At 60.0% G+C, this 23,868-nt stretch carries 20 protein-coding genes and 1 pseudogene; 13 read left to right on the forward strand and 8 right to left on the reverse strand.

The window, feature by feature from the left end:
* The first annotated feature begins 20 nt into the window (after window positions 1–20).
* Entirely contained in the window at window positions 21–2,060 is a 2,040-nt protein-coding gene (locus AO353_RS03650) for a sensor histidine kinase (protein ID WP_054593721.1), read from the forward strand.
* Window positions 2,061–2,062: 2 nt separating this feature from the next.
* Window positions 2,063–2,644: a cob(I)yrinic acid a,c-diamide adenosyltransferase gene (locus AO353_RS03655; RefSeq protein ID WP_054593722.1), complete on the forward strand. Its 582-nt coding sequence runs from the start codon at window positions 2,063–2,065 to the stop codon at window positions 2,642–2,644.
* Between the two features lie 144 nt (window positions 2,645–2,788).
* On the opposite strand, the gene AO353_RS03660 is transcribed toward AO353_RS03655, so the two are convergent.
* From AO353_RS03660 to secA, 4 genes are all read right to left on the reverse strand, one after another.
* Entirely contained in the window at window positions 2,789–3,730 is a 942-nt protein-coding gene (locus AO353_RS03660) for a Nudix family hydrolase (protein ID WP_019693274.1), read from the reverse strand.
* Window positions 3,727–4,359: a glutathione S-transferase family protein gene (locus AO353_RS03665; protein ID WP_054593723.1), complete on the reverse strand. Its 633-nt coding sequence runs from the start codon at window positions 4,357–4,359 to the stop codon at window positions 3,727–3,729. The genes AO353_RS03660 and AO353_RS03665 overlap by 4 nt, the downstream gene beginning before the upstream one ends.
* A gap of 96 nt (window positions 4,360–4,455) precedes the next feature.
* Window positions 4,456–5,673, reverse strand: coding sequence for a bifunctional glutamate N-acetyltransferase/amino-acid acetyltransferase ArgJ (gene argJ / locus AO353_RS03670; protein ID WP_054593724.1), 1,218 nt, complete (start codon window positions 5,671–5,673; stop codon window positions 4,456–4,458).
* A gap of 138 nt (window positions 5,674–5,811) precedes the next feature.
* Window positions 5,812–8,547 carry a preprotein translocase subunit SecA gene (secA, locus tag AO353_RS03675; protein WP_054593725.1) on the reverse strand — a complete coding sequence of 912 codons (2,736 nt, stop codon included), beginning with the start codon at window positions 8,545–8,547 and terminating at the stop codon, window positions 5,812–5,814.
* A gap of 306 nt (window positions 8,548–8,853) precedes the next feature.
* On the opposite strand from secA, the gene AO353_RS03680 reads away from it, so the two are divergent.
* Window positions 8,854–9,309 carry a DUF721 domain-containing protein gene (locus AO353_RS03680; RefSeq protein ID WP_054593726.1) on the forward strand — a complete coding sequence of 152 codons (456 nt, stop codon included), beginning with the start codon at window positions 8,854–8,856 and terminating at the stop codon, window positions 9,307–9,309.
* Window positions 9,310–9,405: 96 nt separating this feature from the next.
* Here the strand turns inward: AO353_RS03680 and AO353_RS31465 are convergent.
* Window positions 9,406–9,498 (reverse strand): annotated as a pseudogene (locus AO353_RS31465) (hypothetical protein); the annotation flags it as partial.
* A gap of 182 nt (window positions 9,499–9,680) precedes the next feature.
* On the opposite strand from AO353_RS31465, the gene AO353_RS03685 reads away from it, so the two are divergent.
* From AO353_RS03685 to AO353_RS03700, 4 genes are all read left to right on the forward strand, one after another.
* Window positions 9,681–11,570 (forward strand): methyl-accepting chemotaxis protein, encoded by a 1,890-nt coding sequence (locus AO353_RS03685; RefSeq protein WP_054593727.1) that lies wholly within the window; start codon window positions 9,681–9,683, stop codon window positions 11,568–11,570.
* A gap of 174 nt (window positions 11,571–11,744) precedes the next feature.
* The gene (locus tag AO353_RS03690) at window positions 11,745–12,854 is read left to right on the forward strand and encodes a glycosyltransferase family 4 protein (RefSeq protein WP_054593728.1); all 1,110 of its coding nucleotides are present in this window, start codon (window positions 11,745–11,747) and stop codon (window positions 12,852–12,854) included.
* A 4-nt stretch (window positions 12,855–12,858) separates the two neighbouring features.
* Window positions 12,859–13,623, forward strand: a complete 765-nt coding sequence (locus tag AO353_RS03695) for a DUF2334 domain-containing protein (protein WP_054593729.1) — start codon at window positions 12,859–12,861, stop codon at window positions 13,621–13,623.
* Window positions 13,620–14,615: a lysylphosphatidylglycerol synthase transmembrane domain-containing protein gene (locus AO353_RS03700; RefSeq protein WP_054593730.1), complete on the forward strand. Its 996-nt coding sequence runs from the start codon at window positions 13,620–13,622 to the stop codon at window positions 14,613–14,615. The genes AO353_RS03695 and AO353_RS03700 overlap by 4 nt, the downstream gene beginning before the upstream one ends.
* A gap of 182 nt (window positions 14,616–14,797) precedes the next feature.
* On the opposite strand, the gene AO353_RS03705 is transcribed toward AO353_RS03700, so the two are convergent.
* Both AO353_RS03705 and purU read right to left on the reverse strand, forming a co-directional pair.
* Entirely contained in the window at window positions 14,798–15,004 is a 207-nt protein-coding gene (locus tag AO353_RS03705; RefSeq protein ID WP_054593731.1) for a hypothetical protein, read from the reverse strand.
* 80 nt (window positions 15,005–15,084) lie between these two features.
* Window positions 15,085–15,933, reverse strand: a complete 849-nt coding sequence (purU, locus tag AO353_RS03710; RefSeq protein ID WP_054593732.1) for a formyltetrahydrofolate deformylase — start codon at window positions 15,931–15,933, stop codon at window positions 15,085–15,087.
* A gap of 340 nt (window positions 15,934–16,273) precedes the next feature.
* Between purU and mvaT the strand changes: the two genes are divergently transcribed.
* The gene (mvaT, locus tag AO353_RS03715; RefSeq protein WP_005790963.1) at window positions 16,274–16,648 is read left to right on the forward strand and encodes a histone-like nucleoid-structuring protein MvaT; all 375 of its coding nucleotides are present in this window, start codon (window positions 16,274–16,276) and stop codon (window positions 16,646–16,648) included.
* Between the two features lie 100 nt (window positions 16,649–16,748).
* Here the strand turns inward: mvaT and sbcB are convergent, their stop codons facing one another.
* On the reverse strand, window positions 16,749–18,176 hold the full coding sequence (sbcB, locus tag AO353_RS03720; RefSeq protein WP_054593733.1) for an exodeoxyribonuclease I: 1,428 nt from the start codon (window positions 18,174–18,176) through the stop codon (window positions 16,749–16,751).
* A 174-nt stretch (window positions 18,177–18,350) separates the two neighbouring features.
* On the opposite strand from sbcB, the gene AO353_RS03725 reads away from it, so the two are divergent.
* The 5 genes from AO353_RS03725 to AO353_RS03745 are packed head-to-tail and all read left to right on the forward strand — an operon-like array spanning window position 18,351 to window position 23,730.
* Window positions 18,351–19,076 (forward strand): RDD family protein, encoded by a 726-nt coding sequence (locus AO353_RS03725; RefSeq protein WP_054593734.1) that lies wholly within the window; start codon window positions 18,351–18,353, stop codon window positions 19,074–19,076.
* Entirely contained in the window at window positions 19,073–20,053 is a 981-nt protein-coding gene (locus AO353_RS03730; protein WP_054598167.1) for a stage II sporulation protein M, read from the forward strand. The genes AO353_RS03725 and AO353_RS03730 overlap by 4 nt, the downstream gene beginning before the upstream one ends.
* Window positions 20,040–21,578, forward strand: a complete 1,539-nt coding sequence (locus tag AO353_RS03735) for a DUF4129 domain-containing protein (protein ID WP_054593735.1) — start codon at window positions 20,040–20,042, stop codon at window positions 21,576–21,578. The genes AO353_RS03730 and AO353_RS03735 overlap by 14 nt, the downstream gene beginning before the upstream one ends.
* Complete coding sequence (locus tag AO353_RS03740; protein WP_054593736.1) at window positions 21,575–22,732, forward strand: DUF4350 domain-containing protein; 1,158 nt, start codon at window positions 21,575–21,577, stop codon at window positions 22,730–22,732. Before AO353_RS03735 ends, AO353_RS03740 begins: the two co-directional genes overlap by 4 nt.
* Window positions 22,729–23,730, forward strand: coding sequence for an AAA family ATPase (locus AO353_RS03745; RefSeq protein ID WP_054593737.1), 1,002 nt, complete (start codon window positions 22,729–22,731; stop codon window positions 23,728–23,730). Before AO353_RS03740 ends, AO353_RS03745 begins: the two co-directional genes overlap by 4 nt.
* Window positions 23,731–23,868: the final 138 nt, after the last annotated feature.

Consider the following 23,868-nt stretch of genomic DNA (forward strand, 5'->3'; position numbering starts at 1 on the left):
CCTTTTTAGCGACGACCCCGATGCCATTGCGCCAGCGCCTTGAAAACCTGCCGGTCGGCCAGAAACTGCTGGCCGCCCTGTTGGTGCTGTTGACCACCGTGTTGCTGGTGGCCAACCTGACCTTTATCAGCGCCGCCTATTGGATCTCTCAGGAAAGCATGGCCCCGCAGGCCTTGCAGACCATCGGCCGGCTGGTGGCTAACCCGTCCATCGCCGACCAGGCGCTCAACTCTCCCGAAGAAGCCCAACGGCTGCTCAACGAACTCAACAGCTATTCACCGCTGCGAGCCGCAGCGCTGTATGACGGCAAAGGCCTGCGCCTGGCGCAGGTGCAGCACGGCGACAAACTCAAGCTGCCCGAGCACTATCGAAATATCGAAGCCTGGCAGGCCTCCGAGTTTCGCAGCAATCAGCTGATCACCCTGTTGCGCCCGGGCGAGGCGCCGGGTCATCTGCTGCTGGTGGCCAGCAGCGAATTGCCGATGGCGTTCTACACCGGCACCCTGACCGCCAGCCTCGGGATTCTGATTTTCAGCGTGCTGCTGTGGCTGGTGATTGCCCGGCAGATCAAACGCCTGATCACTCGGCCGATTCATGAACTCGAAGAATTGTCCCGACAGGTGACTCGCGAAGAAAACTACGCCTTGCGTGCGTCACGCGGCAACCACGACGAAATCGGCAGCCTTGCCGAAGCCTTCAACACCATGCTCTCGCGCATCGAAGCCCGTGAACAGCAACTCAAGCGCGCGCGGGACGACTCCCAGGCCGCCTACGACCAGGCCCAGGGCCTGGCCGAAGAAACCCGTCATACCAACCGTAAACTGGAACTGGAAGTCCAGGTGCGGAGCAAGATCGAGAAGAAACTCACCGGTTTTCAGAACTACCTCAACAGCATCATCGACTCGATGCCTTCGGCACTGATTGCCCTTGATGAACAGCTCTATGTGACCCAATGGAACCAGGAAGCCAGCGCGCTTTCCGGTACTCGCCTGGACGAAGCGCTGAACCAGCCGATCTTCCTCGCCTTCGAACCGCTGAAACCGTTCCTGCCGCAACTCAGGGAAACCGTCGAGCAGCACAGCGTGGTCAAGATCGAGCGCGTTACGTGGGTCAAGGACGATGAGCCCAAGCATTACGCGCTGACCTTCTATCCGTTGATGGGCGGTGCCGGACGCGGCGTGGTAATCCGCATCGACGACATTACCCAGCGCCTGTCCCTCGAAGAAATGATGGTGCAGTCGGAGAAGATGCTCTCGGTCGGCGGCCTCGCCGCCGGCATGGCCCACGAAATCAACAACCCCTTGGGAGCGATCCTGCACAACGTGCAGAACATTCGTCGGCGCTTGTCGGCCGACCTGCCGAAGAACATCGAAACCGCCGAACAGATCGGCATCGAACTGGACAGCGTCAATCGCTACCTGCAAAACCGCGAAGTACCGCAACTGCTCGACGGCATTCAACAGGCCGGCGCCCGAGCCGCAAAGATCGTCACCCACATGCTTAGTTTCAGTCGTCGCAGCAACCGCCAAATGGCTCCGTGCGACCTGCCGGCACTGATCGATCAAGCCGTGGAGATCGCCAGCAACGACTTCGACCTGGCCATCGGCTTCGACTTCAAGGGCCAAGCCATCATTCGTCAGTTCGACCCGCAACTGGGGCCAGTCCCCGGCACTGCCAACGAGCTCGAACAAGTGCTGCTCAACCTGCTGAAAAACGCTGCTCAGGCGATTCACCAGCGTGAAAACGCCACAGAGCCGGGACGCATCATTCTGCGCACCCGACTGAACCCGCCGTGGGCGGAAATCCAGGTCGAGGACAACGGCGTGGGCATGAGCGAGAACGTGCGCAAACGCACCTTCGAACCGTTCTTCACCACCAAGGAAATCGGCCAGGGCACCGGCCTCGGACTGTCGGTGTCGTATTTCATCATCACCAACAACCACAAGGGTCAGATGGAAGTGCAATCGACCCTCGGCCAAGGCACGTGCTTCACCTTGCGCCTGCCATTGGCGGGCACTACTCCGCTCGCCTCTCACGAACTCAAACAACTGGAGCGCTAAGCATGGGTTTTCGCTTGTCGAAGATTTACACCCGCACCGGCGACAAAGGTGAAACCGGGCTTGGCGATGGTCGCCGCGTACCGAAGGACCATCCACGGGTCGAAGCCATCGGCGAAGTCGATACGCTGAACAGCCAGCTCGGGTTGCTGTTGGCTGGCTTGGCCGAGCAACGCCACGCTCATCCTGGCCTGGCCGAGGTGATTGAGGTGCTTGAACCGTGTCAGCACCGGTTGTTCGATTTGGGGGGTGAACTGGCTATGCCGGTGTATCAGGCCTTGAATGCCGCAGAAGTCGAACGCCTGGAAGCGGCGATCGATGTCTGGAACGAGGAGCTGGGACCGCTGGAGAACTTCATTCTGCCCGGCGGTTCAGCCTTGATTGCCCAAGCCCACGTCTGCCGCAGCCTGGCACGCAGCGCCGAGCGACGTTGTCAGCATCTGAACGCGCTGGAGCCATTGGCCGGGGTTGGCCTGGCGTACATCAATCGCTTGTCGGACCTGTTGTTTGTGGCGGCTCGGCTGATTGCCAAGCGCCAGGGGATTGCCGAGATTTTGTGGCAAGCGGCGGCGAAGCCTGAGGCTTAACCAAGCAGAATTCCATCGCCTGTGAGGCCGCCATCGCGAGCAAGCTTTACTCCTACGGATTGATGTCGTTCACTAGTCTTGTGAACAACTCTGCCCTGTAGGAGCAAGGCTTGCCCGCGATGAGGCCCTCAGAATCACCGCCAATCAATCAGGCCAAAACGCCCGAATCCCCGCCACGCCCTGTGCACCCGCTTCCCAGGCTTTTTGCCGTTCGGCAGGCCCCACACCACCCAGTAGAAACACCGGTTTGCTGAACCCTGCAATCAACTGCGAGGCCTGCTCCCAGCCGAGTGGTGATGCATCCGGATGAGTCTGGGTTGGCTGAACCGGTGACAGGGTGACGAAGTCCACGCCCATCTGTTCCGCCAGGCTCAGCTCTTCAGCGTTGTGGCAGGACGCCGCCAACCAGCGCGAGGCTGGCACCGGACGCCCGGCACTGGCGTATTTGCGCAGTTGCGCTGCGGTGATGTGCCAACCGGCGGCCGGGAAATCTCCCAACCACTCGAACGGCCCCTTGAGCATCAGTTGCGCCTTACCGGCACACAAACCCACGGCATCCACCGCCAGATCGCGGTATTGCGGGTCGTAGCCATTCGGCGCGCGCAACTGGATCAGCTTGATCCCGCCGGCGATGGCTTTCTGAATACCGCGCAGCAGGGCTGGCGTTTCCAGGCCTTCCGGGGTAATCAGGTAGTCGCCTGGCAGACGCGCAGCCGCCACGATCGGCTGGTTGGCGGCCGGGAACTCGTAGTCGCGCAGTTCACGCGCCGTCACCCATGCCAGAGGCTGGCCTTCGGCGCCATGCGGTTCGCCGGTAAACGCCGAGACCTCCCAGACATCCAGCAACACTTGCTTGTCCGGATAGTCATGCTGAACTTTGATCAATGGCCGAGCGGCACTGACCACGATGCCCAACTCTTCCTGCAGCTCGCGCGACAGCGCGGCTTGCACCGCTTCGCCGTCCTCGACCTTGCCGCCGGGAAACTCCCACAGGCCGCCTTGATGCTGGGTATCGGCGCGGCGAGCGATGAGGATCTTGCCGCTGGCATCACGGATAACAGCCGCTGCTACATGAACTCGTTTCACCGCACTATTTCCTCTAGACCGGCTTTCTGCCAGGCCTTGAAGGCTGGCCATTGGTAAATCGCTTCAACATAGGCCGCATCTACCGCCGGTAGCGCGACTTGATAAGTACGCAAGCGCACAGCTATGGGTGCGAAGAAGGCATCTGCCAGGCTTACGCGACCAAACAGGAACGGGCCGGGTTCGGTTGCGACCGCGCGGCATTCAGCCCACAACGCCAGCATCCGCTCGATCTCCACCTGCACTTCGGGCGGCATTGGCGACAACGGCGCACCGTGGCTCAGGTCAAACGGCATGTTGCTACGCATGGCGAAAAAGCCGCTGTGCATTTGTGCGCACGCCGAACGGGCCTGGGCGCGGGCGGCGATATCCTTCGGCCAGAGGTTGGCGTTCGGGAAACGCTCGACCAGGTACTCGGCGATGGCCAACGAGTCGGCAATGGTCCCGTGTTCGGTTTTCAGCAACGGGACTTTGGCGGTCGGTGAATGCTTGAGCAGGCGTTCACGGGTGTCCGGCTGGTTCAGCTTGATCAGTTCTTCGGTGTAGGTCGCGCCGGCCAGTTCCAGCGCCAAAGCGCCGCGCAAGGACCAGGAGGAATACAGTTTGTCGCCGATGATCAGGTGGTAGCTCATGTTCAGGCGCCTTTTGATGAGGGACAAGCGGGAGGCCTGCGGCCTCCATCGCGGGCAAGCCTTGCTCCTACAGAAGCATGACTTGCCCACCATGAATTACGTGCGGTATTCGGCGTTGATCTTCACGTATTCGTGGGACAGGTCGGTGGTCCAGATGGTTTCGCTGCAATCGCCGCGACCCAGTTCGATACGAATGGTGATTTCTTCGCGCTGCATTACAGCCGAGCCCTGGGCTTCGGTGTAAGTCGCGGCACGGGCACCGCGGCTGGCGATGCAGACTTCACCGAGGAACACGTCGATCTTGCTCACGTCCAGGTTCGGCACACCGGCACGGCCAACGGCTGCCAGGATACGACCCCAGTTGGGATCGGAGGCAAACAACGCGGTCTTGATCAATGGTGAATGCGCCACGGTGTAACCAACGTCCAGGCACTCCTGGTGATTGCCGCCGCCGTTGACTTCAACGGTGACGAACTTGGTCGCACCTTCGCCGTCGCGAACGATGGCCTGGGCGACGTCCATGCACACTTCAAACACCGCCTGCTTCAGCGCCGCGAACAGTGGACCGCTGGCGGAGGTGATTTCCGGCAGCGCGGCTTTACCGGTGGCGATCAGCATGCAGCAGTCGTTGGTCGAGGTGTCGCCATCGATGGTGATGCGGTTGAACGACTTGTTGGCGCCGTCCAGCAGCAGGTTCTGCAACACCTCGCGGGAAACTTTGGCGTCGGTGGCGATGTAACCGAGCATGGTCGCCATGTTCGGGCGAATCATCCCGGCGCCTTTGCTGATACCGGTGACGGTGATGGTCACGCCTTCATGCTGGAACTGCCGGCTCGCACCCTTCGGCAGGGTATCGGTGGTCATGATCCCGGTAGCTGCAGCTTCCCAGTTGTTCTCCGACAAGTCGTCGAGGGCAGCTTGCAGCGCGCCTTCGATCTTCTCGACCGGCAGCGGCTCACCGATCACGCCAGTGGAGTACGGCAGCACGAGGCTGGCGTCGACGCCGGTCAATTCAGCCAGCTTGGCGCAGGTGCGCTCGGCGGCAGCCAAACCAGGCTCACCGGTACCGGCGTTGGCATTGCCGGTGTTGGTCAACAAATAACGTACCGGGCCCTGCACACGTTGCTTGGCCAGAATCACTGGCGCAGCGCAAAAAGCATTCAACGTGAACACACCGGCCACCGTGGAACCTTCGGCGCAGCGCATGACCACGACATCTTTGCGCCCGGGGCGCTTGATGCCGGCCGAAGCGATACCGAGTTCAAAACCGGCAACCGGGTGCAACGTTGGCAAAGGACCAAGACCAACAGCCATGAAAGCGCTCCTCTTAATGTAATGTCTGCACCGTCGTCGCCCTGTTCTTTTTAACCTGGCATCGGTGTTTTAAATGGTAAAACGCCGCGACGGCTGATGCCGGTCGCGGCGCGGGTATTTCAATGTCTGGCAGAAATCTTAGTTGATCTGACCGTGACAGTGTTTGAACTTCTTGCCCGAACCGCAGTAGCACAGCTCATTGCGGCCCAGCTTCTGCTCGTTGCGCACCGGAGCGGCAGCGAGCGCCACATCGACCTCTTCACCCAACAATTCCGGTTGCTCGAGGCCTGGGGCTTCGTCGTGCTGGAATTGCATGCGTGCGGCCAATGCCTCGGCTTCCTGACGCAGGCGCGCTTCTTCTTCGGCCGGATCTTCGCGGCGAACCTGAACGTGCGACAGCACACGAATCGAGTCGCGCTTGATCGAGTCCAGCAGTTCGGAGAACAGCGTGAACGACTCGCGCTTGTATTCCTGCTTCGGGTTCTTCTGCGCATAGCCACGCAAGTGGATGCCGTGACGCAAGTGGTCCATGGTCGACAGGTGGTCTTTCCACAGGTCGTCCAGAACGCGCAGCACGATTTGCTTCTCGAAGGTGCGCAGCGCTTCGGCGCTCGCCTGCTCTTCTTTCTCGTTGTACGCCGCCAGCAGCTCGTGCATCAGCTTCTCGCGCAGGGTTTCTTCGTACAGGTGATCGTCTTCGTCGAGCCATTGCTGGATCGGCAGTGTCACGCCGAAGTCGCTTTGCAGGGCAGCTTCCAGACCGGCAACGTCCCACTGCTCTGGCAACGATTGCGGCGGAATGTGTGCGCTGACCGTTGCGTTGAGCACGTCCTGACGGAAGTCGGCAATGGTTTCGCCGATGTTGTCCGCGGCCAGCAACGTGTTACGCATGTGATAGATCACTTTACGCTGTTCGTTGTTGACGTCGTCGAACTCGAGCAGTTGCTTGCGAATGTCGAAGTTACGGCCTTCAACCTTGCGCTGAGCCTTTTCGATAGCGTTGGTCACCATGCGGTGCTCGATCGCTTCGCCAGGCTGCATGCCCAGGGCCTTCATGAAGTTCTTCACCCGGTCAGAGGCAAAGATGCGCATCAGGCTGTCTTCCAGCGACAGGTAGAAACGGCTGGAACCGGCGTCACCCTGACGACCGGCACGACCACGCAGCTGGTTGTCGATACGGCGCGATTCGTGACGCTCGGAGGCGATCACCTGCAAACCGCCCGACTCGAGCACTTGCTGGTGACGCTTCTGCCAGTCGGCCTTGATCTGGGCGATCTGCTCAGGCGTCGGATCCTCAAGGGAGGCGACTTCCACTTCCCAGTTACCGCCCAACAGGATGTCGGTACCACGACCGGCCATGTTGGTGGCGATGGTCAGTGCACCCGGACGACCGGCCTGAGCGATGATTTCAGCTTCTTTTTCGTGGAACTTGGCGTTCAGAACCTTGTGTTCGATGCCTTCCTTCACGAGCAGGCTGGACATGTGCTCGGACGTTTCGATGGTCGCGGTGCCCACCAGTACTGGCCGGCCCTGAGCCATGCTTTCCTTGATGTCGGCAACGATGGCCGCGTACTTCTCGTCCGCGGTGAGGAACACCAGGTCGTTGTAGTCCTTACGTGCCAGCGGTTTGTTCGGTGGAATGACCATCACCGCCAGACCGTAGATCTGGTGGAATTCGAACGCTTCGGTGTCCGCCGTACCGGTCATGCCGGACAGCTTGCTGTAAAGACGGAAGTAGTTCTGGAACGTGGTCGACGCCAAGGTCTGGCTTTCGGCCTGGATGTTCAGGTTTTCCTTCGCTTCGATGGCCTGGTGCAGGCCTTCGGACAGACGACGACCCGGCATGGTACGACCGGTGTGTTCGTCGACCAGTACGACCTGACCGTCCTGGACGATGTATTCGACGTTGCGATGGAACAGTTTGTGCGCACGCAGACCGGCATAAACGTGGGTCAGCAGGCCCAGGTTGTGCGCCGAGTACAGGCTCTCGCCTTCAGCCAGCAGGCCGATACCGGTCAGCACTTCTTCGATGTACTGGTGACCGGCTTCGTTGAGCTCGACCTGACGGGTCTTCTCGTCGACGGTGTAGTGACCGGCCTGGGTCACTTCGCCTTCGACTTCCTCGACGTGCAGCTTCAACTGCGGGATCAGCTTGTTGACCTCGATGTACAGCTTGGAGCTGTCCTCGGCCTGACCGGAAATGATCAGCGGAGTACGGGCTTCGTCGATGAGGATCGAGTCGACTTCGTCGATCACGGCAAAATTGAGTTCACGCTGGAATTTTTCTTCCATGCTGAACGCCATGTTGTCGCGCAGGTAGTCGAAACCGAATTCGTTGTTGGTGCCGTAGGTAATGTCGGCGGCATAGGCCGCACGCTTCTCTTCCGGCGGCTGGAACGGCGTCACCACGCCGACGCTCAGGCCGAGGAATTCGTAGAGCGGACGCATCCAGTTGGCGTCACGACGAGCCAGGTAGTCGTTCACGGTAACAACGTGCACGCCCTTGCCGGACAGCGCATTCAGGTAAACCGCCAGTGTCGCCACCAGGGTCTTGCCTTCACCGGTACGCATTTCGGCAATCATGCCTTCGTGCAAGGTCATGCCGCCAATCAACTGAACGTCGAAGTGGCGCATACCCATAACCCGCTTGCCGGCTTCACGGGCAACCGCAAAGGCTTCAGGCAGCAGTTTGTCGAGGCTTTCACCTTTGGCGATGCGGGCCTTGAACTCATCAGTCTTGGCGCGCAGCTGATCGTCCGAAAGGGCCACCATTTGCTCTTCGAAGGCATTGACGATCTGTACCGTCTTGAGCATGCGTTTGACTTCACGCTCGTTCTTGCTTCCAAAAAGTTTCTTTAACAAAGGCGCAAACATATCGGCAGGATCTTCCACACAAAGGGATGGAGGGCGGCCCCGTGAGTCGCCCGTGCAGCCCTCATGGCCGCATGCGAACGAGCATTCTACCCGGAAACGATGGTGAGGAAAGTGGCGTTGTTCCACGATGCATGCACAGCGCTGTTACGGGGCTCACTTAAAATAAGGGCATTTTGCTGAACTTCAAGCCATTCACGCCAGAAGTTACTCGTTGATTTAATGAGTAAAGCGCTCACAAAGCAATGGCTCAGGCGCATCAAGTGCTTTCTGCTACCATGGCGGCTCTGTTACTTCAGGTGTCTGATCATGGCATTTCGCCCTCTTACGGCCAGAGCACCCGCCGTTCTGCTTCGCGAAGCCAAACCGTTAAAAGCCATTTTCGGCCACGCACAACGCCTGGGTCATTTACAGCGTTTGCTGGAAAGCCAGCTGCAGCCGGCCGCCCGTGAACATTGTCATGTGGCGTCGTGGCGCGAGGGCAGCCTGTTGCTGATCGTCACCGACGGTCATTGGGCAACCCGTCTGCGCTATCAGCAGAAGCGTCTGCAACGGCAATTACAGATGTTCGACGAGTTCGCCAGCCTGACTCGAATCCTGTTCAAGGTACAACCACCGACCGTGCAACAAGGCGCCGTCGGCCACACCATGGACCTGTCGAGCGATGCGGCGGCGACCATTCAGGCCACCGCCGACGGCATCAGCGATCCGAAATTGCGCGCAGCGCTGGAACGCCTGGCGGCACACGCCAAACCCAAACAGTAAACCGTAGGAGCAAGGCTTGCCCGCGATGAACGATGACGCGGTGTATCAGTTACACCGAGGCGTCCCGATCGCGGGCAAGCCTTGCTCCTACAAGAGCTATCGGCGCTTGCTGCCGCCGAGCAACGAGCCCATCAAACCGCGGACCAGTTGTCGCACCAACTGATTGGCCGCCTGTCGCGTCGACGATTTCAAGCCCCTAAGTTTTAGTCCTGCGCAGCCGATAGATACAAGCAAGAGACCAGACAGAGAATCAGGTCCGATAATTCCCGAAGGACAGACGGAAATATCAGCTTATGTGCGACAGCGCCTGGTTTGCGCGCTTTTCAAAGCAACACGCCCCAACAATAAGACATTAGCGGACACCCCAAGCCATGAACAAAAACCTGCGCTTCAGCCACAAAATCCTGCTTGCAGCCGCGCTCATCGTCATTGCCGCCTTCGCTTCGTTCACGCTGTACAACGACTATTTACAGCGCAACGCGATTCGCCAGGACCTGGACAATTACCTGCATGAGATGGGCGATGTCACGTCCTCCAATATCCAGTCCTGGCTCGCCGGGCGGATTCTCATGGTGGAAAACCTGGCCCAGAACATCGCCCTCAACCCCGAACAAGGCAACGTTTCCAACCTGCTTGAGCAGAATGCCCTGGCGTCGACCTTCATGGCCCGGTACCTGGGCGATGCCAGCGGTACGTTCATCAACCGCCCCGATTCCAAGATGCCGGACGGCTACGACCCACGCGTTCGTCCCTGGTACAAAGGCGCGGTAAACAGCAATGGCTCGACGCTCACTGAACCGTATATCGATGCGGCGACCGGCCAGACCATCATCTCCATCGCCACCGCCTCGAAAAAAGCCGGGCAAAGCGTGGGAGTGGTCGGCGGTGACCTGAGCCTGCAAACCCTGATCGACACCCTGACCGCGCGTGACTTTGGCGGCATGGGCTACGCCTTCCTGGTCAGCGCCGACGGCAAGATCCTGGTTCACCCGGATAAAACCATGGTGATGAAGTCCCTCAGCGAGGCTTACCCGACGAACACCCCGCGTATCGGTGGCGGCATCAGTGAAGTCGAGGTCAACGGCAAAACCCGTATCGTCACCTTCACCCCGATCAAAGGCCTGCCATCGGTCAACTGGTACGTCGGTCTGTCGGTGGACAAAGACAAAGCCTTCTCGATGCTCAGCAGCTTCCGCACCTCGGCGATCATTGCGACGATCATTGCCGTGGCAATCATCATCGCCTTGCTCGGGATGCTGATCCGTATCCTGATCCAGCCGCTGCACGTCATGACCCGCGCGATGCAGGACATTGCCGACGGTGAAGGCGACCTGACCCGCCGCCTGACCATCCAGAGCCAGGACGAGTTCGGCATCCTCGGCAGCGCGTTCAACCGCTTCGTCGAGCGGATCCACGGTTCGATCCGCGAAGTGTCGTCGGCGACCGAGCACGTCAACGAAGTCGCTCTGCGCGTGGTCAGCGCGTCGAACTCGTCGATGCTCAACTCCGACGAACAATCGAGCCGGACCAACAGTGTGGCGGCCGCGATCAATCAGCTGGGCGCTGCAGCTCAGGAAATCGCCCGTAACGCGGCGCAAGCCTCGCACCAGGCCAGCGATGCGCGCAGCCTGGCCGAAGACGGCCAGCAAGTGGTCGACCGCAGCATTGCGGCGATGAATCAGCTGTCGAGCATGCTCAGCGCCTCCAGCACCAACATCGAGTCGCTGAACAGCAAGACCGTGAACATCGGGCAGATTCTCGAAGTGATCACCAGCATCTCCCAACAAACCAACCTGCTGGCCCTCAACGCGGCGATTGAAGCGGCGCGGGCCGGTGAGGCTGGGCGGGGTTTTGCGGTGGTCGCCGATGAAGTGCGTAACCTGGCGCACCGCACCCAGGAATCGGCACAGCAAGTGCAGACCATGATCGAGGAGCTGCAAATCGGCGCCCGCGAGTCGGTCAGCACCATGAGCGACAGCCAGCGTCACAGCCAGGACAGCGTCGAGATCGCCAACCTCGCCGGTGAGCGCCTGAACAGCGTGACCTTGCGCATCGGCGAGATCGACGGCATGAACCAGTCGGTAGCCACCGCCACCGAAGAGCAAACCGCCGTGGTCGAGTCGATCAACGTCGACATCAATGAAATCAACACGCTGAACCAGGAAGGCGTGGAAAACCTGCAATCGACGTTGCGCGCCTGTTCCGACCTGGAGCAGCAAGCGGCGCGATTGAAGCAGTTGGTCGGTAGTTTCAGAATCTGACGCACCCTTGAAGGCCCCATCACGAGCAGCCGGGCGACGTTCCGTCTGCTCGCGATAGCGGCCTGTCAGCCACCACAACACCTCACTGACACCCCGCCACACATCCCCATCCGAACATCTATTCTTCATAAGGGTCATCCCTAAGGAGAACAATGGATAGAACGGAGGGTTATCGTGCATATCGCTGACATCACCATGTTCTACGCACCGGCCAGCGGTGGCGTGCGGACTTATCTGGATGCCAAGCACCGCCGCCTGGGCCGTAAGCCGGGGATTCGTCACAGCTTGCTGGTCCCGGGAGCACGGCGGAGCGAGCAGGACGGTGTCTACACGGTGCCCGCCCCGGCTCTGCCCTTCGGCAAAGGCTATCGCTTCCCGCTGCGACTGACGCCCTGGCGTAATGCCCTGCACGACCTGCAACCGAACCTGATAGAAGTCGGTGATCCTTACCTGACAGCCTGGGCAGCGCTGGATGCGCGGCGCGAACTGGACGTTCCGGTGATTGGTTTCTATCACTCCGACTTGCCGCTTTTGGCGAGCAACCGTGTGGGCAACTGGGTCACGCCGAATGTCGAAGCGTATATCCGCAAGCTGTACGGCAACTTTGACCGGGTGCTGACGCCGAGCCAGATCATGGCCGACAAGCTCATGGGGCTTGGGGTCAAAAACGTTTACGTCCAACCCTTGGGCGTGGACCTGCAAACCTTCAATCCAGACGCTCGTGACCCGGATCTGCGGGCGAAGCTGAAGATCGCCGAAGACACTCGACTGCTGATATTCGCCGGGCGAGGTTCCAAGGAGAAAAACATTCCCGTCCTGCTCAATTGCATGAAGCGTCTGGGAAACCGTTATCACCTGCTGCTGGTCGGCACCTCGGTGTCGGCACAGGTACCGGATAACGTCACGCTGGTCGATGAGTTCTGCCCTGCACCACAGGTGGCCCAGCTGATGGCCAGCGCCGATGCCTTGCTGCATGCAGGCGATCAGGAAACCTTTGGCCTGGTCGTTCTCGAAGCCATGGCCTGTGGCATTCCAGTGGTCGCGGTGGCTGCGGGTGCCTTCAACGAAATCATCAATGAGCACTGCGGCATACTCTGCGCCCCCAATAATCCAGTGGCGATGGCCAACGCTGTGCGCGAACTGTTTGCACAACATAACGATCTCGGTCGATACGCCCGCCGCCATGTCGAACAGCATTACGCCTGGGATTCAGTGGTCAACAGCCTGCTGGGTCACTATTACGCAGTCCTCGGTGCCCCTTTGCCGCGGCTGAGCATTCGCTGATGCCATGAACACGCCAAGCCTGCTTCTGGTGCTGCATGACGTCACCCCGCAAAGCTGGGCCGACTATCAGCCGTTTGTCGAAGCGGTGGACGCGCTCGGCGAGGTGCCGATGACCTGGCTGGTCGTCCCCGACTTTCACAAACACCACCACCTCGATAGCCATCCGGATTTTCGGAGCGTGCTGACCCACCGCATCGAGCGCGGTGACGAACTGGCACTGCACGGTTACTACCATTGCGATGACAGCCCGCTAACGGCGCGTCCCGGTGACTGGTTCATGCGCCGGGTCTACACCCATGAAGGCGAGTTCTACAGTCTTTCGCAACAGGCTGCGCGGGCCCGCCTGCTCGCCGGGATCGAATTGTTCAGCCGTTACCACTGGCCACTGGAGGGTTTTGTTGCACCGGCCTGGCTGATGAGCGAAGGCACGCGTCAAGCCCTGCGCCAGTTACCGCTGAGCTACACCAGTGATCCGCAGCACCTGTATCGCCTGCCGGATTTCTCCCGGGTCAACGCCCCAGGTCTGGTCTGGAGCGCGCGCAGTGCCTGGCGTCGTGGCGTATCGAAAATTGTCAGCGCTCAACGCGAACTGCGCTGGCAGCACGCCCCGGTGATTCGCCTGGGCGTACACCCGGTGGACCTGCGCCATGAGTTCTCCCGCACTTACTGGCTGCAGACCCTCGAACGCTTGCTCAATAACGGCCGAGTGCCAATGACCAAGGCTCGGTGGCTGCGCACGCAAAGCGCTCAGGTCAGTAGCGCCGCATGAGTCGCGTCCTGTGGCTGGTCGCCGCCCTGCTCTGCGCGGTGCTGATCCCGCTATTGCTCGGTGCCAATGAACTATGGCCACGACTGCAGCACTTCCCGCCGACATTGTTGCTGGCGATGCCGGGCATGATCCTGCTCTGCTGGTTCACCAACTCAATACGCTTGCGCTTGTTGCTGGGTGAACAGCGCAGCCGGATAGGCCGCCTGAAATGCCTTGGGGTGGTGATGTCCACCGAGTTCGCGATTTGCGCGACCCCGGGCGGCGGCGGTGGACCGCTGACACTGATGGCCCTGCTGGCCCGCAATGGTGTGCGCCCGGCCCATGGCAGTGCGGTGTTCGCCATGGATCAGTTGAGCGATTTGCTGTTCTTTCTCTGCGCGCTGATCGCCATCGTGGTGTATGCACTGTTTCAGCACCTGAGCCAGAACCTCGAGTGGATGCTGACGCTCAGCGCCATTTCGATGGTCGGCGGCCTGTTCAGTTGCGGGGTGGTGGCACGCTACCATCGCCTACTGATTCGCCTCAGCGGTCGCGTGCTCAAGCACTTCAAGCTTAACGCTGCCACCCGGCGCCGTTGGGCACGCAAGCTGCTGCACTTTCTTGCGGCCTTCACGGAAACACTCAAGTTGCCTGCACACACACTGATCAGCGTATTTGCGCTGACCTGCGTGCACTGGTTACTGCGCTATAGCGTGTTGTATCTGGCTTTGCGGGGGCTGGGCACGGATCTTCAATGGGCCTGGAGCTTTTTGATCCAGATGCTCTCACTCAGCGCCGGGCAGTTCAGCCTGTTGCCGGGCGGTGCCGGCGCGGCGGAACTGACGTCGGCAGCGCTGTTGGCGCCCATGGTAGGGAAATCGACGGCGGCGGCCGCAATTCTGATCTGGCGAGCAGTGACCTATTACTTCTACTTGCTGGCCGGCGCACCGGTGTTCCTGGTGATGGCCGGTAAACCACTGCTGAACAAACTGATGAAGATCAAACAGGCTTAGGGGGAGCACCCGTCAGTTAAGCCAGTACGCAATCCGTAGCAGCTGTCGAGCCGCGAGGCGGCGTTCGGCTGCGCAGCGGCCGTAAATCCTGACGCCACGGTTAACCTGAAAAAACATGGTGCCTGATTTTACGACTGCTGCGCCCGAACGCGGACCGAGCCGAACGCAGGCTTCGCCAGCTGCTACAGGTTATGTGTTGTGCTCGGAATCTTTTCAGGGCTCGCAGTTTCATCGTCAGCGACTGGCTTCAACTGCTCCCACAATTGCGCGGCACCGGGAAACTCCGTGCCGTCTTCAGGGCTCAGCTCATCCGGGTCGTACCGACTCAGACAGCCCTCGCCCAATGTCGCGGGGGCTTTGGATGTTGCCTTATCCAGTGGATCAGCCATCTCCCCTACCTCACTCCGAAAAAAAGGGCCTGAAGCGATTGAACGCTCAGGCCCTGTTTTTTTCAATCAGCACTCAGCAATCAGAACACTACGGTTTTATTGCCATGCACCAGCACGCGGTCTTCCAGGTGATAGCGCAGGCCGCGGGCCAGCACCATCTTCTCGACGTCACGGCCGAAACGCACCATGTCTTCAATACTGTCGCTGTGGCTGACACGCACCACGTCCTGCTCGATGATCGGACCGGCGTCCAGCTCTTCGGTCACGTAGTGGCAGGTCGCGCCAATCAGCTTCACGCCACGCATCGACGCCTGGTGGTACGGCTTGGCACCGACGAACGATGGCAGGAAGCTGTGGTGAATGTTGATCACCTTGTGGGCGTACTCGGTGCACAGTTCCGGCGGCAGGATTTGCATGTAACGCGCCAGCACCACCACATCGGCGTCGTGCTGTTTGACCAGGCGCGAAACGTCGGCAAAGGCCGGCTCTTTGTTCTGCGGGTCCACCGGCACATGGTAATAAGGAATGCCATGCCACTCGACCATGCTGCGCAGGTCGTCATGGTTGGAAATCACGCAGGAAATTTCGCAGTCCAGCTCGTCGCTGTGCCAGCGGTGCAGCAAGTCGGCCAGGCAGTGGGATTCGCGGCTGGCCATCAATACCACGCGTTTTTTCTGCGCGGTATCGGTGATGCGCCAGTCCATCGAAAACTCTTCGGCGATCGGTGCAAAGGCCTCACGAAACGCCTCAAGGCCGAACGGCAGCGAATCGGCACGAATTTCGTGACGCATGAAGAACCAGCCACTGAGCGTGTCCGAGTGATGGCTCGCTTCAGTGATCCAGCCATTGTGTGACGCCAGAAAGTTGCTGACTTTAGCAACGATACCGACGCGGTCCGGGCAAGCAATCACTAGCCGAAAAGTGCGCATGGGGGGGAAACTCCAGAACTTCGCAAAGGCCGCCATTCTAGCGATTGCGCAGCAAAACTGCAGTAACCCTGATGCCTTGCCCTGTAGAGTGCGGCCTCGCCCTACCGATTGGCGGCCTCTGAACGCTCGACAATATTCTATTGGCGAAATACGCAAGCGGGCTTTTGTGAGTATCTGTGATGAAACCCTGACAAGTTTTAACAGCGGCGTGAGGCTTTTTTCGCTGAACACTCTAATTAAATTAAATAAAAGCCGGCTTAAATGTTTACTTGATGAAACACCCTGACTATTATTGCGCCACTGTACCCTGTCATCCAGCGCCCAACATAAGGTAGTCCTCATGTCCTTGATCAACGAATACCGTGCCACCGAAGAAGCTATCAAAGAGCTGCAAGCCCGTTTGAAGAACCTGTCCCAAGACGACAAACTGCAAACCGAGCTGGAATTCGAAGGCAAACTGCGTACCCTGATGGGCGAATACTCCAAGTCCCTGCGCGACATCATCGCCCTGCTGGATCCAGAGTCCAAAGTTAAAGCACCACGCGGTGCTGTAAAAACTACCGGCACCAAGCGCGCTCGCAAGGTTAAACAATACAAGAACCCGCACAACGGCGAAGTCATCGAAACCAAAGGTGGCAACCACAAGACGCTGAAAGAGTGGAAAGCCAAGTGGGGCGGTGACGTGGTTGAAGGCTGGGCTACCCTGCTTGGCTAAGCCGCAACCCGCTTCGCAGGTTCATTTGCGAGCACCCAAAAACGCCAGCGTCCGCTGGCGTTTTTTTATGCCCCGCCTTCAGGTATTTGTACAGCTTGTTTCAAAGATCCAAACGCTTGCGTAATGAGTCGACATACTCGCGCCATTCGTCCAGTACCTGTTGCTGAATCGCTGTAGCACTAAGCGAGCATTGCGCCATTGCCTCATTAAACCCCTGCAAGGTATTGGGCGCTCCCCATCCGGCGTCTGACAAACGTTGCTGACAGAATAATTTCCAGCGTTCGTGCTCCTCGCGACTCAAGGTCTCGGGAAAGTTACGCGCACGATAACGAAATAATAATTCCGGCAAACGTTCATCATCGAACGGCCATTGCTCTTGCGCTAATTGCATCGGGTCCGCATTTCGGACTTGTTCGCATAAACGCCGGTCCCGATCGCCAATGAAGCCGTCGTATAACTGTTGTTCAGGGTCCTCGATTGGCGTGAAATCCTCGCGGGCATAAATGGCCAGAACTTTATCTCGCCATACTTCCTGTGCGTCACTTAGACGCAGTGCGCGCGCTTCATACTGCGCCATGTCCAGTTGCAATCGTTGCTGGTCTTCGGCGCGCAACACCGACAACGGTGCCACCACCGGGCAACGGTTGATGTGAATCAGTTTGAGCGGCACCGGTAATTCGCCTTCGGCCAGATCCTCGCGGCGGGTGTACAAACGCTGACGCAAGGTCTCGGTGTCCTGGTCGAGTAGCCCCTGCGGATCGAGATGCAGGTCGCAGACAATCAGTGCGTTGCGATTGCGCGGGTGCCAGGCCAACGGCAAGACCACCCCGACATAGCTGCGGGCTGCCGAGAAACGCCCAGAGATATGCACCATCGGTTGCAACAGGCGGATCTGATCCATGACCTTCTGCTTGCTGCGCAGCTTGAACAGCCAGTCGTAGAGTTTTGGCTGCTTGTCGCGGATCAACCGCGCCAGGGCAATCGTCGCGCGCACATCGGACAACGCATCGTGAGCCTGGCCATGGTCGAGGCCATTGGCGGCAGTCAGGCGTTCGAGTTTCAACGTGACGCGACCGTCTTCTTCAGGCCAGACAATACCGTGCGGGCGCAACGCGTACGCCGCGCGCACCACATCGATCAGATCCCAGCGACTGTTGCCGCCCTGCCACTCCCGCGCATACGGATCAAAGAAATTCCGGTACAGGCTGTAACGGGTCATTTCATCATCGAAGCGCAAGGTGTTGTAACCGGCACCACAGGTTCCGGGGGCCGCGAGTTGCGCATGTACCCGGGTCATGAAGTCGGCTTCACTCAGGCCTTGCTCGGCCAGGCGGCCGGGGGTGATGCCGGTAATCACGCACGCCGCCGGGTGAGGCAGGATGTCGTCGCTCGGCTGGCAGTAGAGATTGACCGGATCGTCGATCTCGTTGAGGTCAAGGTCGGTGCGAATCCCGGCCATTTGCAGCGGACGGTCGCAGCGCGGTGAGATGCCGGTGGTTTCGTAGTCGTACCAGAAGATGGAGGTCACGGGGCGTTCCTGAACTTGAGACGGGCAAAGTCTAGGCGCTCAAGCGCGGCGCCGACCAGCAATCTTGCTATTCAAGCATTTCTGGTTGATACCTTGTCATACATAGTTATGTCGTTAGCGCTGCGAAGGCTGCTAGCATCGAATCGTTATTGAATCCCAACCATCAGGTTGATCATGCGCAAGACTTCAGCACCGCCAAGGAAAGCAACGCTGCCCCCGCCACTGGACACGCGGCATCAGGTTGAAACGCCGGAAGGCATCGATCTGCCGCTGCGACCTGCCGGGTTGATGCCCCGTGTACTGGCGTTTGCCATCGACCTGGGGGTGCGCGGGCTGGTGCTGGGCTTGCTGTTTATTGTCCTGGCCTTGCTGGGGAGCGTCGGCATCGGGTTGGGCTCGGTGCTGCTGTTTCTGGTCAGTTGGTGGTACATGGTGCTGTTCGAAGTCCTCAACCAGGGCCGCTCGCCCGGTAAACAGCTGATGGGGCTGCGTGTCGTACATGACGATGGAACGCCCGTTGGCTGGCCAGCCTCACTGATCCGCAACCTGTTGCGGTTCGTCGACATGCTGCCGTTCGGCTACAGCCTCGGCGCTATCAGTTGCCTGCAACATCCGACCTTCAAACGACTGGGCGATATTGCAGCCGGCACACTGGTGATCTACCGCGAACAGGCGGTCACCCGACCACAGATTCCGCAAGCCCTGGCACTGCACCCGCCCTTTGCGCTGAACCTCAATGAGCAACGCGCGGTGCTGGGTTTCGCCGAGCGTCAGACGGAGCTCTCCAGTGAACGGGTCAATGAGCTGGCGGCCATCCTCGCCGAGCCGCTCCATGTCTCACCGCCCCACGCAGTCGCCAAACTCAATGGCATTGCCCGCAGTTTGCTGGGGCCGGCATGAAGCAGAGCCTTTTCGAAAATCGCCATCGAGCCGAATGGGATCAATTTTCCCAGCGGCTCGATCTGCTTGAACGCGGCAAAGCCAATGCCCTCGATGGCACCTCGTTCCCCAAAGATTACCGACGGCTGTGCCAGCACCTCGCGCTGGCACAGGAGCGCGGCTACAGCAGCTACCTGATCGACCCCTTGCAACAGCTGGTACTGCGCGGGCACCAACAGCTTTATCGGCATCGCGGTCGGGTCGGCGCCCATCTGCTGGCCTTTGTCCTCGCCGGCTTTCCTCGACTGGTCCGTGAGCAATGGCCTTTCGTGCTGGTCTCAAGCCTGTTGTTTTTCGGCTCGCTGGTGGGCATCGGTGTGCTGGTGTACCTGTACCCCGAGTTGGTTTATAGCCTGGTCCCGGCCGGACAGGTGTCCGAGATGCAAAGCATGTACGACCCGGCAGCCGGTCACTTGGGGCGCTTGGGTGAACGCGCCGCCAGCGACGACTGGGTCATGTTCGGTTACTACATCATGCACAACATCGGCATCGCCTTTCAGACCTATGCCAGCGGATTGCTGTTTGGCCTGGGCAGCGCGTTTTTCCTGTTCTTCAACGGTTTGATGATCGGTGCGGTTGCCGGTCACCTGACGCACATCGGCTACGGGGAAAACTTCTGGTCATTCGTCGTCGGCCATGGTGCCTTCGAACTCAGCGCCATCGCCCTGGCCGGTGCGGCCGGCCTGCAACTGGGCTGGGCGCTGATCGCCCCCGGCCGCTTGCCACGCGGTGAAGCGTTGCGCCGTGCGGCTCATAAAAGTGTCTTGATGATCTGCGGCGTCATGCTGTTTCTACTGCTTGCTGCGTTTATCGAGGCCTATTGGTCATCCCGCGCCGGACTTGCACCGCCGATCAAATACCTGGTGGGCGCCGCCCTCTGGGTGGTGATGGCGATTTACCTAATATTTGCCGGACGTACACGCCATGCGCCTGAGTGACGCCAGCGTGGTCATCCGCCCTCGCACCACTTGGGAAGCCATGGACCTCGGCGTTCTGCTGAACCAGCAACATCGCCGCCTGCTGATGACCAGTTGGGCCATCGTCACGCTGCCGGTGTTTGCCCTGCTGAGCCTGTTGCTGTGGGACTCGCCCTCAATGGCCGTGCTGCTGTTCTGGTGGTTGAAACCGGCGTTCGAACGATTGCCGCTGTACATCCTCTCGAGCGCCCTGTTCGGCGAAACCCCGACCTTGAGACAGGCGCTGCGCCAATGGCCGCGACTGCTCAAACCGCAGTTGCTGGCCAGCCTGACCTGGCGGCGCTTTGGCCTGAGTCGCAGCTTCATCATGCCGGTCGTGCAACTTGAAGAACTCAACGGTCTGGCACGCCAGCAGCGCCTGGCCGTGCTGCAACAACGCGATCGCGGCGCAGCACGCTGGCTGACGCTGATTGGCGCGCATCTGGAAGCCGCCCTGTGGATCGGCCTGATGGTGCTGTTCTATTTTTTGCTGCCAGCGCAAATCGAACTGAACTGGGACTGGCAAACGCTGATCGCTACCCCTGAACAGGACTGGCTCTGGCTGGACCACCTGATCAATGCGCTTTACGCGCTGATCCTGATCATCTGGGAACCGATCTATGTCGCCTGCGGTTTCAGCTTGTACCTGAACCGTCGTACCCGGCTCGAAGCCTGGGATATCGAACTGGTGTTTCGCCGCCTGCGCCAGCGCCTGAGCAGCGTCGCCGCCTGCCTGCTGATGCTCGGGCTACTGTGGTTGCCCGCCACGCAGCCACTCTGGGCCGCCGAACCCGCCAACGCCCCCGACAGCCCGCGCCTGCTCCAGCAACCGCTGACCAGCCAGGCCGCCAGCAACAGCATCAAGGCCATACTCGACACGCCACCGTTCAAGAATCCGCAGACCGTCACCCACTATCGCTTTGGTAAAGAAACGCCCGATCAACCTGCCGACACGCAAACACCGGGTTGGCTCAAAGCGTTTTTCGCACTGCTCGACAGCCAGCGCTTCGCCGGTCTGGCGCAGGTCATCGAGGTGCTGCTGTGGGCGAGTGTCATCGGCGCCATCGCGTTGCTGATCTGGCGTTACCGCGACTGGCTACGGACCTTTGTCAGCCGCCATCAAAAACTGCGCCAAACGCCCGCACACCCGGCGCCGGCCCAATTATTCGGCCTTGATCTCGATCGGGAAACCCTGCCGGACGATATCGCCGCCAGCGTCGAAAACCTCTGGTCGACCCAGCCCCGCGAAGCCCTCGGCTTGCTCTATCGGGCCTTGCTCAGCCGTTTGCTGCACGACTTCAACCTCCCGCTGAAAAGCGCCGACACCGAGGGCCAGGTGCTGGAACGGGTCCAACAGCTACAAGAACCGGCTCTGCATACCTTCAGCAGCACGTTGACAGTCCACTGGCAGAACATGGCCTATGGGCATCGCTTGCCACCGGCACACCTGCAACAGGAACTGTGTGACGGCTGGCGGGCGTTGTTCGGCCCGGGAGCTTCGCGTTGAATCGGCGCCTGATCCCTGGCCTGCTGATTGCCGGGCTGCTCGCTGCATTGGCTGTTTATCTGTACCAGCAGGCAACGCCCTATCAGGAAGTCATCGACCACGGCCCTTCCCCTGAAGCCCGAGCCAATCCGTATCTGGCAGCCGAACACTTTTTGCGCCAACAAGGGCTGACCGTGACTCACGCCAACAGCCTCGACATCCTGCCGTATCTGGAACCGCATCAACAGAGCCTGTTACTGCTCGGTGATCGCGCCAACATGACCCCGCGCCAGGCCGATCAGCTGCTGAACTGGACCCGTGCCGGTGGACGTCTGCTGTTTGTGGCCGAAGCCCTGTGGAATGAAAAAACCGGCAAGAGCGGCGACCTGCTGCTCGACCGGGTGCAACTGCATCAATCCATGAGCAAGGATCTTGGCAACCCACCACCCGATGCCAAAGCAGACCCTTACCCGAACCTGACCAAACTCTATCTCGAAGACGAAGACGCTCCGGCCTACGCCAGTTTCGATCCGCAGTTCCATCTCGAAGACCCGAAAGACCTCGCGCAGTCCTGGGCCAACAGCGCGCTGGCCACCCACATGATGCAACTCGGTTACGGCCTGGGTTCCATCACGGTAGTCACTGACGCCGAATTGTGGAAAACCCCGAACATCGGCCGATACGACAATGCCTGGCTGCTTTGGTATCTGTATTCAGACACGGGCGTGACCCTGCTCTACACGATTGATCACGAGAACCTGCTGACCTTGCTGCTGCGTTATTTCCCGCAGGCACTGGTGGCGCTCGTCGCGTTGATCGGCCTGTGGATCTGGCATGTCGGGTTACGTCAGGGCCCCGCGCAGGCACCGGCACCCAAAGCCCGTCGGCAACTTCAGGAGCATTTGCGTGCCAGTGCAGACTTCATGCTGCGGCGCAACGGTCAGCACAGCCTGCTGCTGGCTCTGCAACACGATGTGCTGCGCCGCGCCCGACACCGTCACCCAGGCTTCGAACAACTCGGCGTTGCCGAACAATGGCAGGTGCTCGCGCGCCTGACCGGCCAACCGACCCGCGCCATCAGCCAGGCACTCAGCCCACGGCCCGAACAGCGGCTCTCCAGCGCTGAGTTCAGCCGTCAGGTCGCCCACCTGCAAACCCTCAGGAATGCCTTATGAATGACTCCACCGAACCTGCCGGCCTGACCCATGCCGCCCAACAACGCCAGCGCGCCAGCCAACTGGCGCAAGCCGTGCGCCTTGAATTGCAGAAGGCCGTCATCGGCCAGGACACGGTGATTGACGATGTGCTTACCGCGCTGATTGCCGGTGGCCATGTGCTGCTCGAAGGTGTTCCGGGGCTAGGCAAAACCTTGCTGGTGCGTGCCCTGGCCCGCTGTTTCGGTGGCGAGTTTGCGCGCATTCAATTCACCCCGGACCTGATGCCCAGCGATGTCACCGGGCATGCGGTGTACGACCTGCAAACCGAGCAGTTCAAACTGCGCAAAGGCCCGCTGTTCACCAACCTGCTGCTGGCCGACGAAATCAACCGCGCACCGGCGAAAACCCAGGCTGCGCTGCTCGAAGCCATGCAGGAACGCCAGGTCACCCTTGAAGGCCGCGCCCTGCCCATCGCACAACCGTTCATGGTGCTGGCGACGCAAAACCCCATCGAACAGGAAGGTACTTATCCGCTGCCCGAAGCGGAGCTCGACCGTTTTATGCTCAAGGTGCGCATGGACTACCCGGATGCTGCTCAGGAGCTGAACATGGTCCGTCAGGTCAGCCGCTCGACACGCGCCGACATGCTCGATGTACAACCGCTGCGCACCGTCCTGCAAGCCAAGGATGTACTGGCCTTGCAGCGAATCGCCAGCGACCTGCCACTGGATGAACAGGTGCTGGACTATGCCGTGCGCCTGGCGCGCACCACCCGCAACTGGCCCGGTCTGACCCTCGGTGCCGGCCCACGGGCAACGATTGCCCTGGTGCGGGTCGCACGGGCACGGGCGCTGCTGCGCGGTGGCGAGTTCGTGATTCCGGATGACATCAAAGGCTGCGCGCTGGCCGTGTTACGCCATCGCGTGCGCATCGCCCCGGAACTGGACATCGAAGGTCTGGAGGTCGACCAGGTGCTCAGGCAACTGCTCGATCAGGTTCCGGCGCCAAGGATATGAGTATTGCTATTTTGCTGACACCCCCCCCTGTGGCGAGGGAGCTTGCTCCCGCTCGAGCGCGAAGCGCTCGCAATCAAGCTAATACGCAATACCTGAAAAAAACCGCGGCAGGTTTCAGGACTGCTGCGCAGCCCAGCG

Source organism: Pseudomonas fluorescens, from assembly GCF_001307155.1.
Taxonomy (GTDB): domain Bacteria; phylum Pseudomonadota; class Gammaproteobacteria; order Pseudomonadales; family Pseudomonadaceae; genus Aquipseudomonas; species Aquipseudomonas helvetica.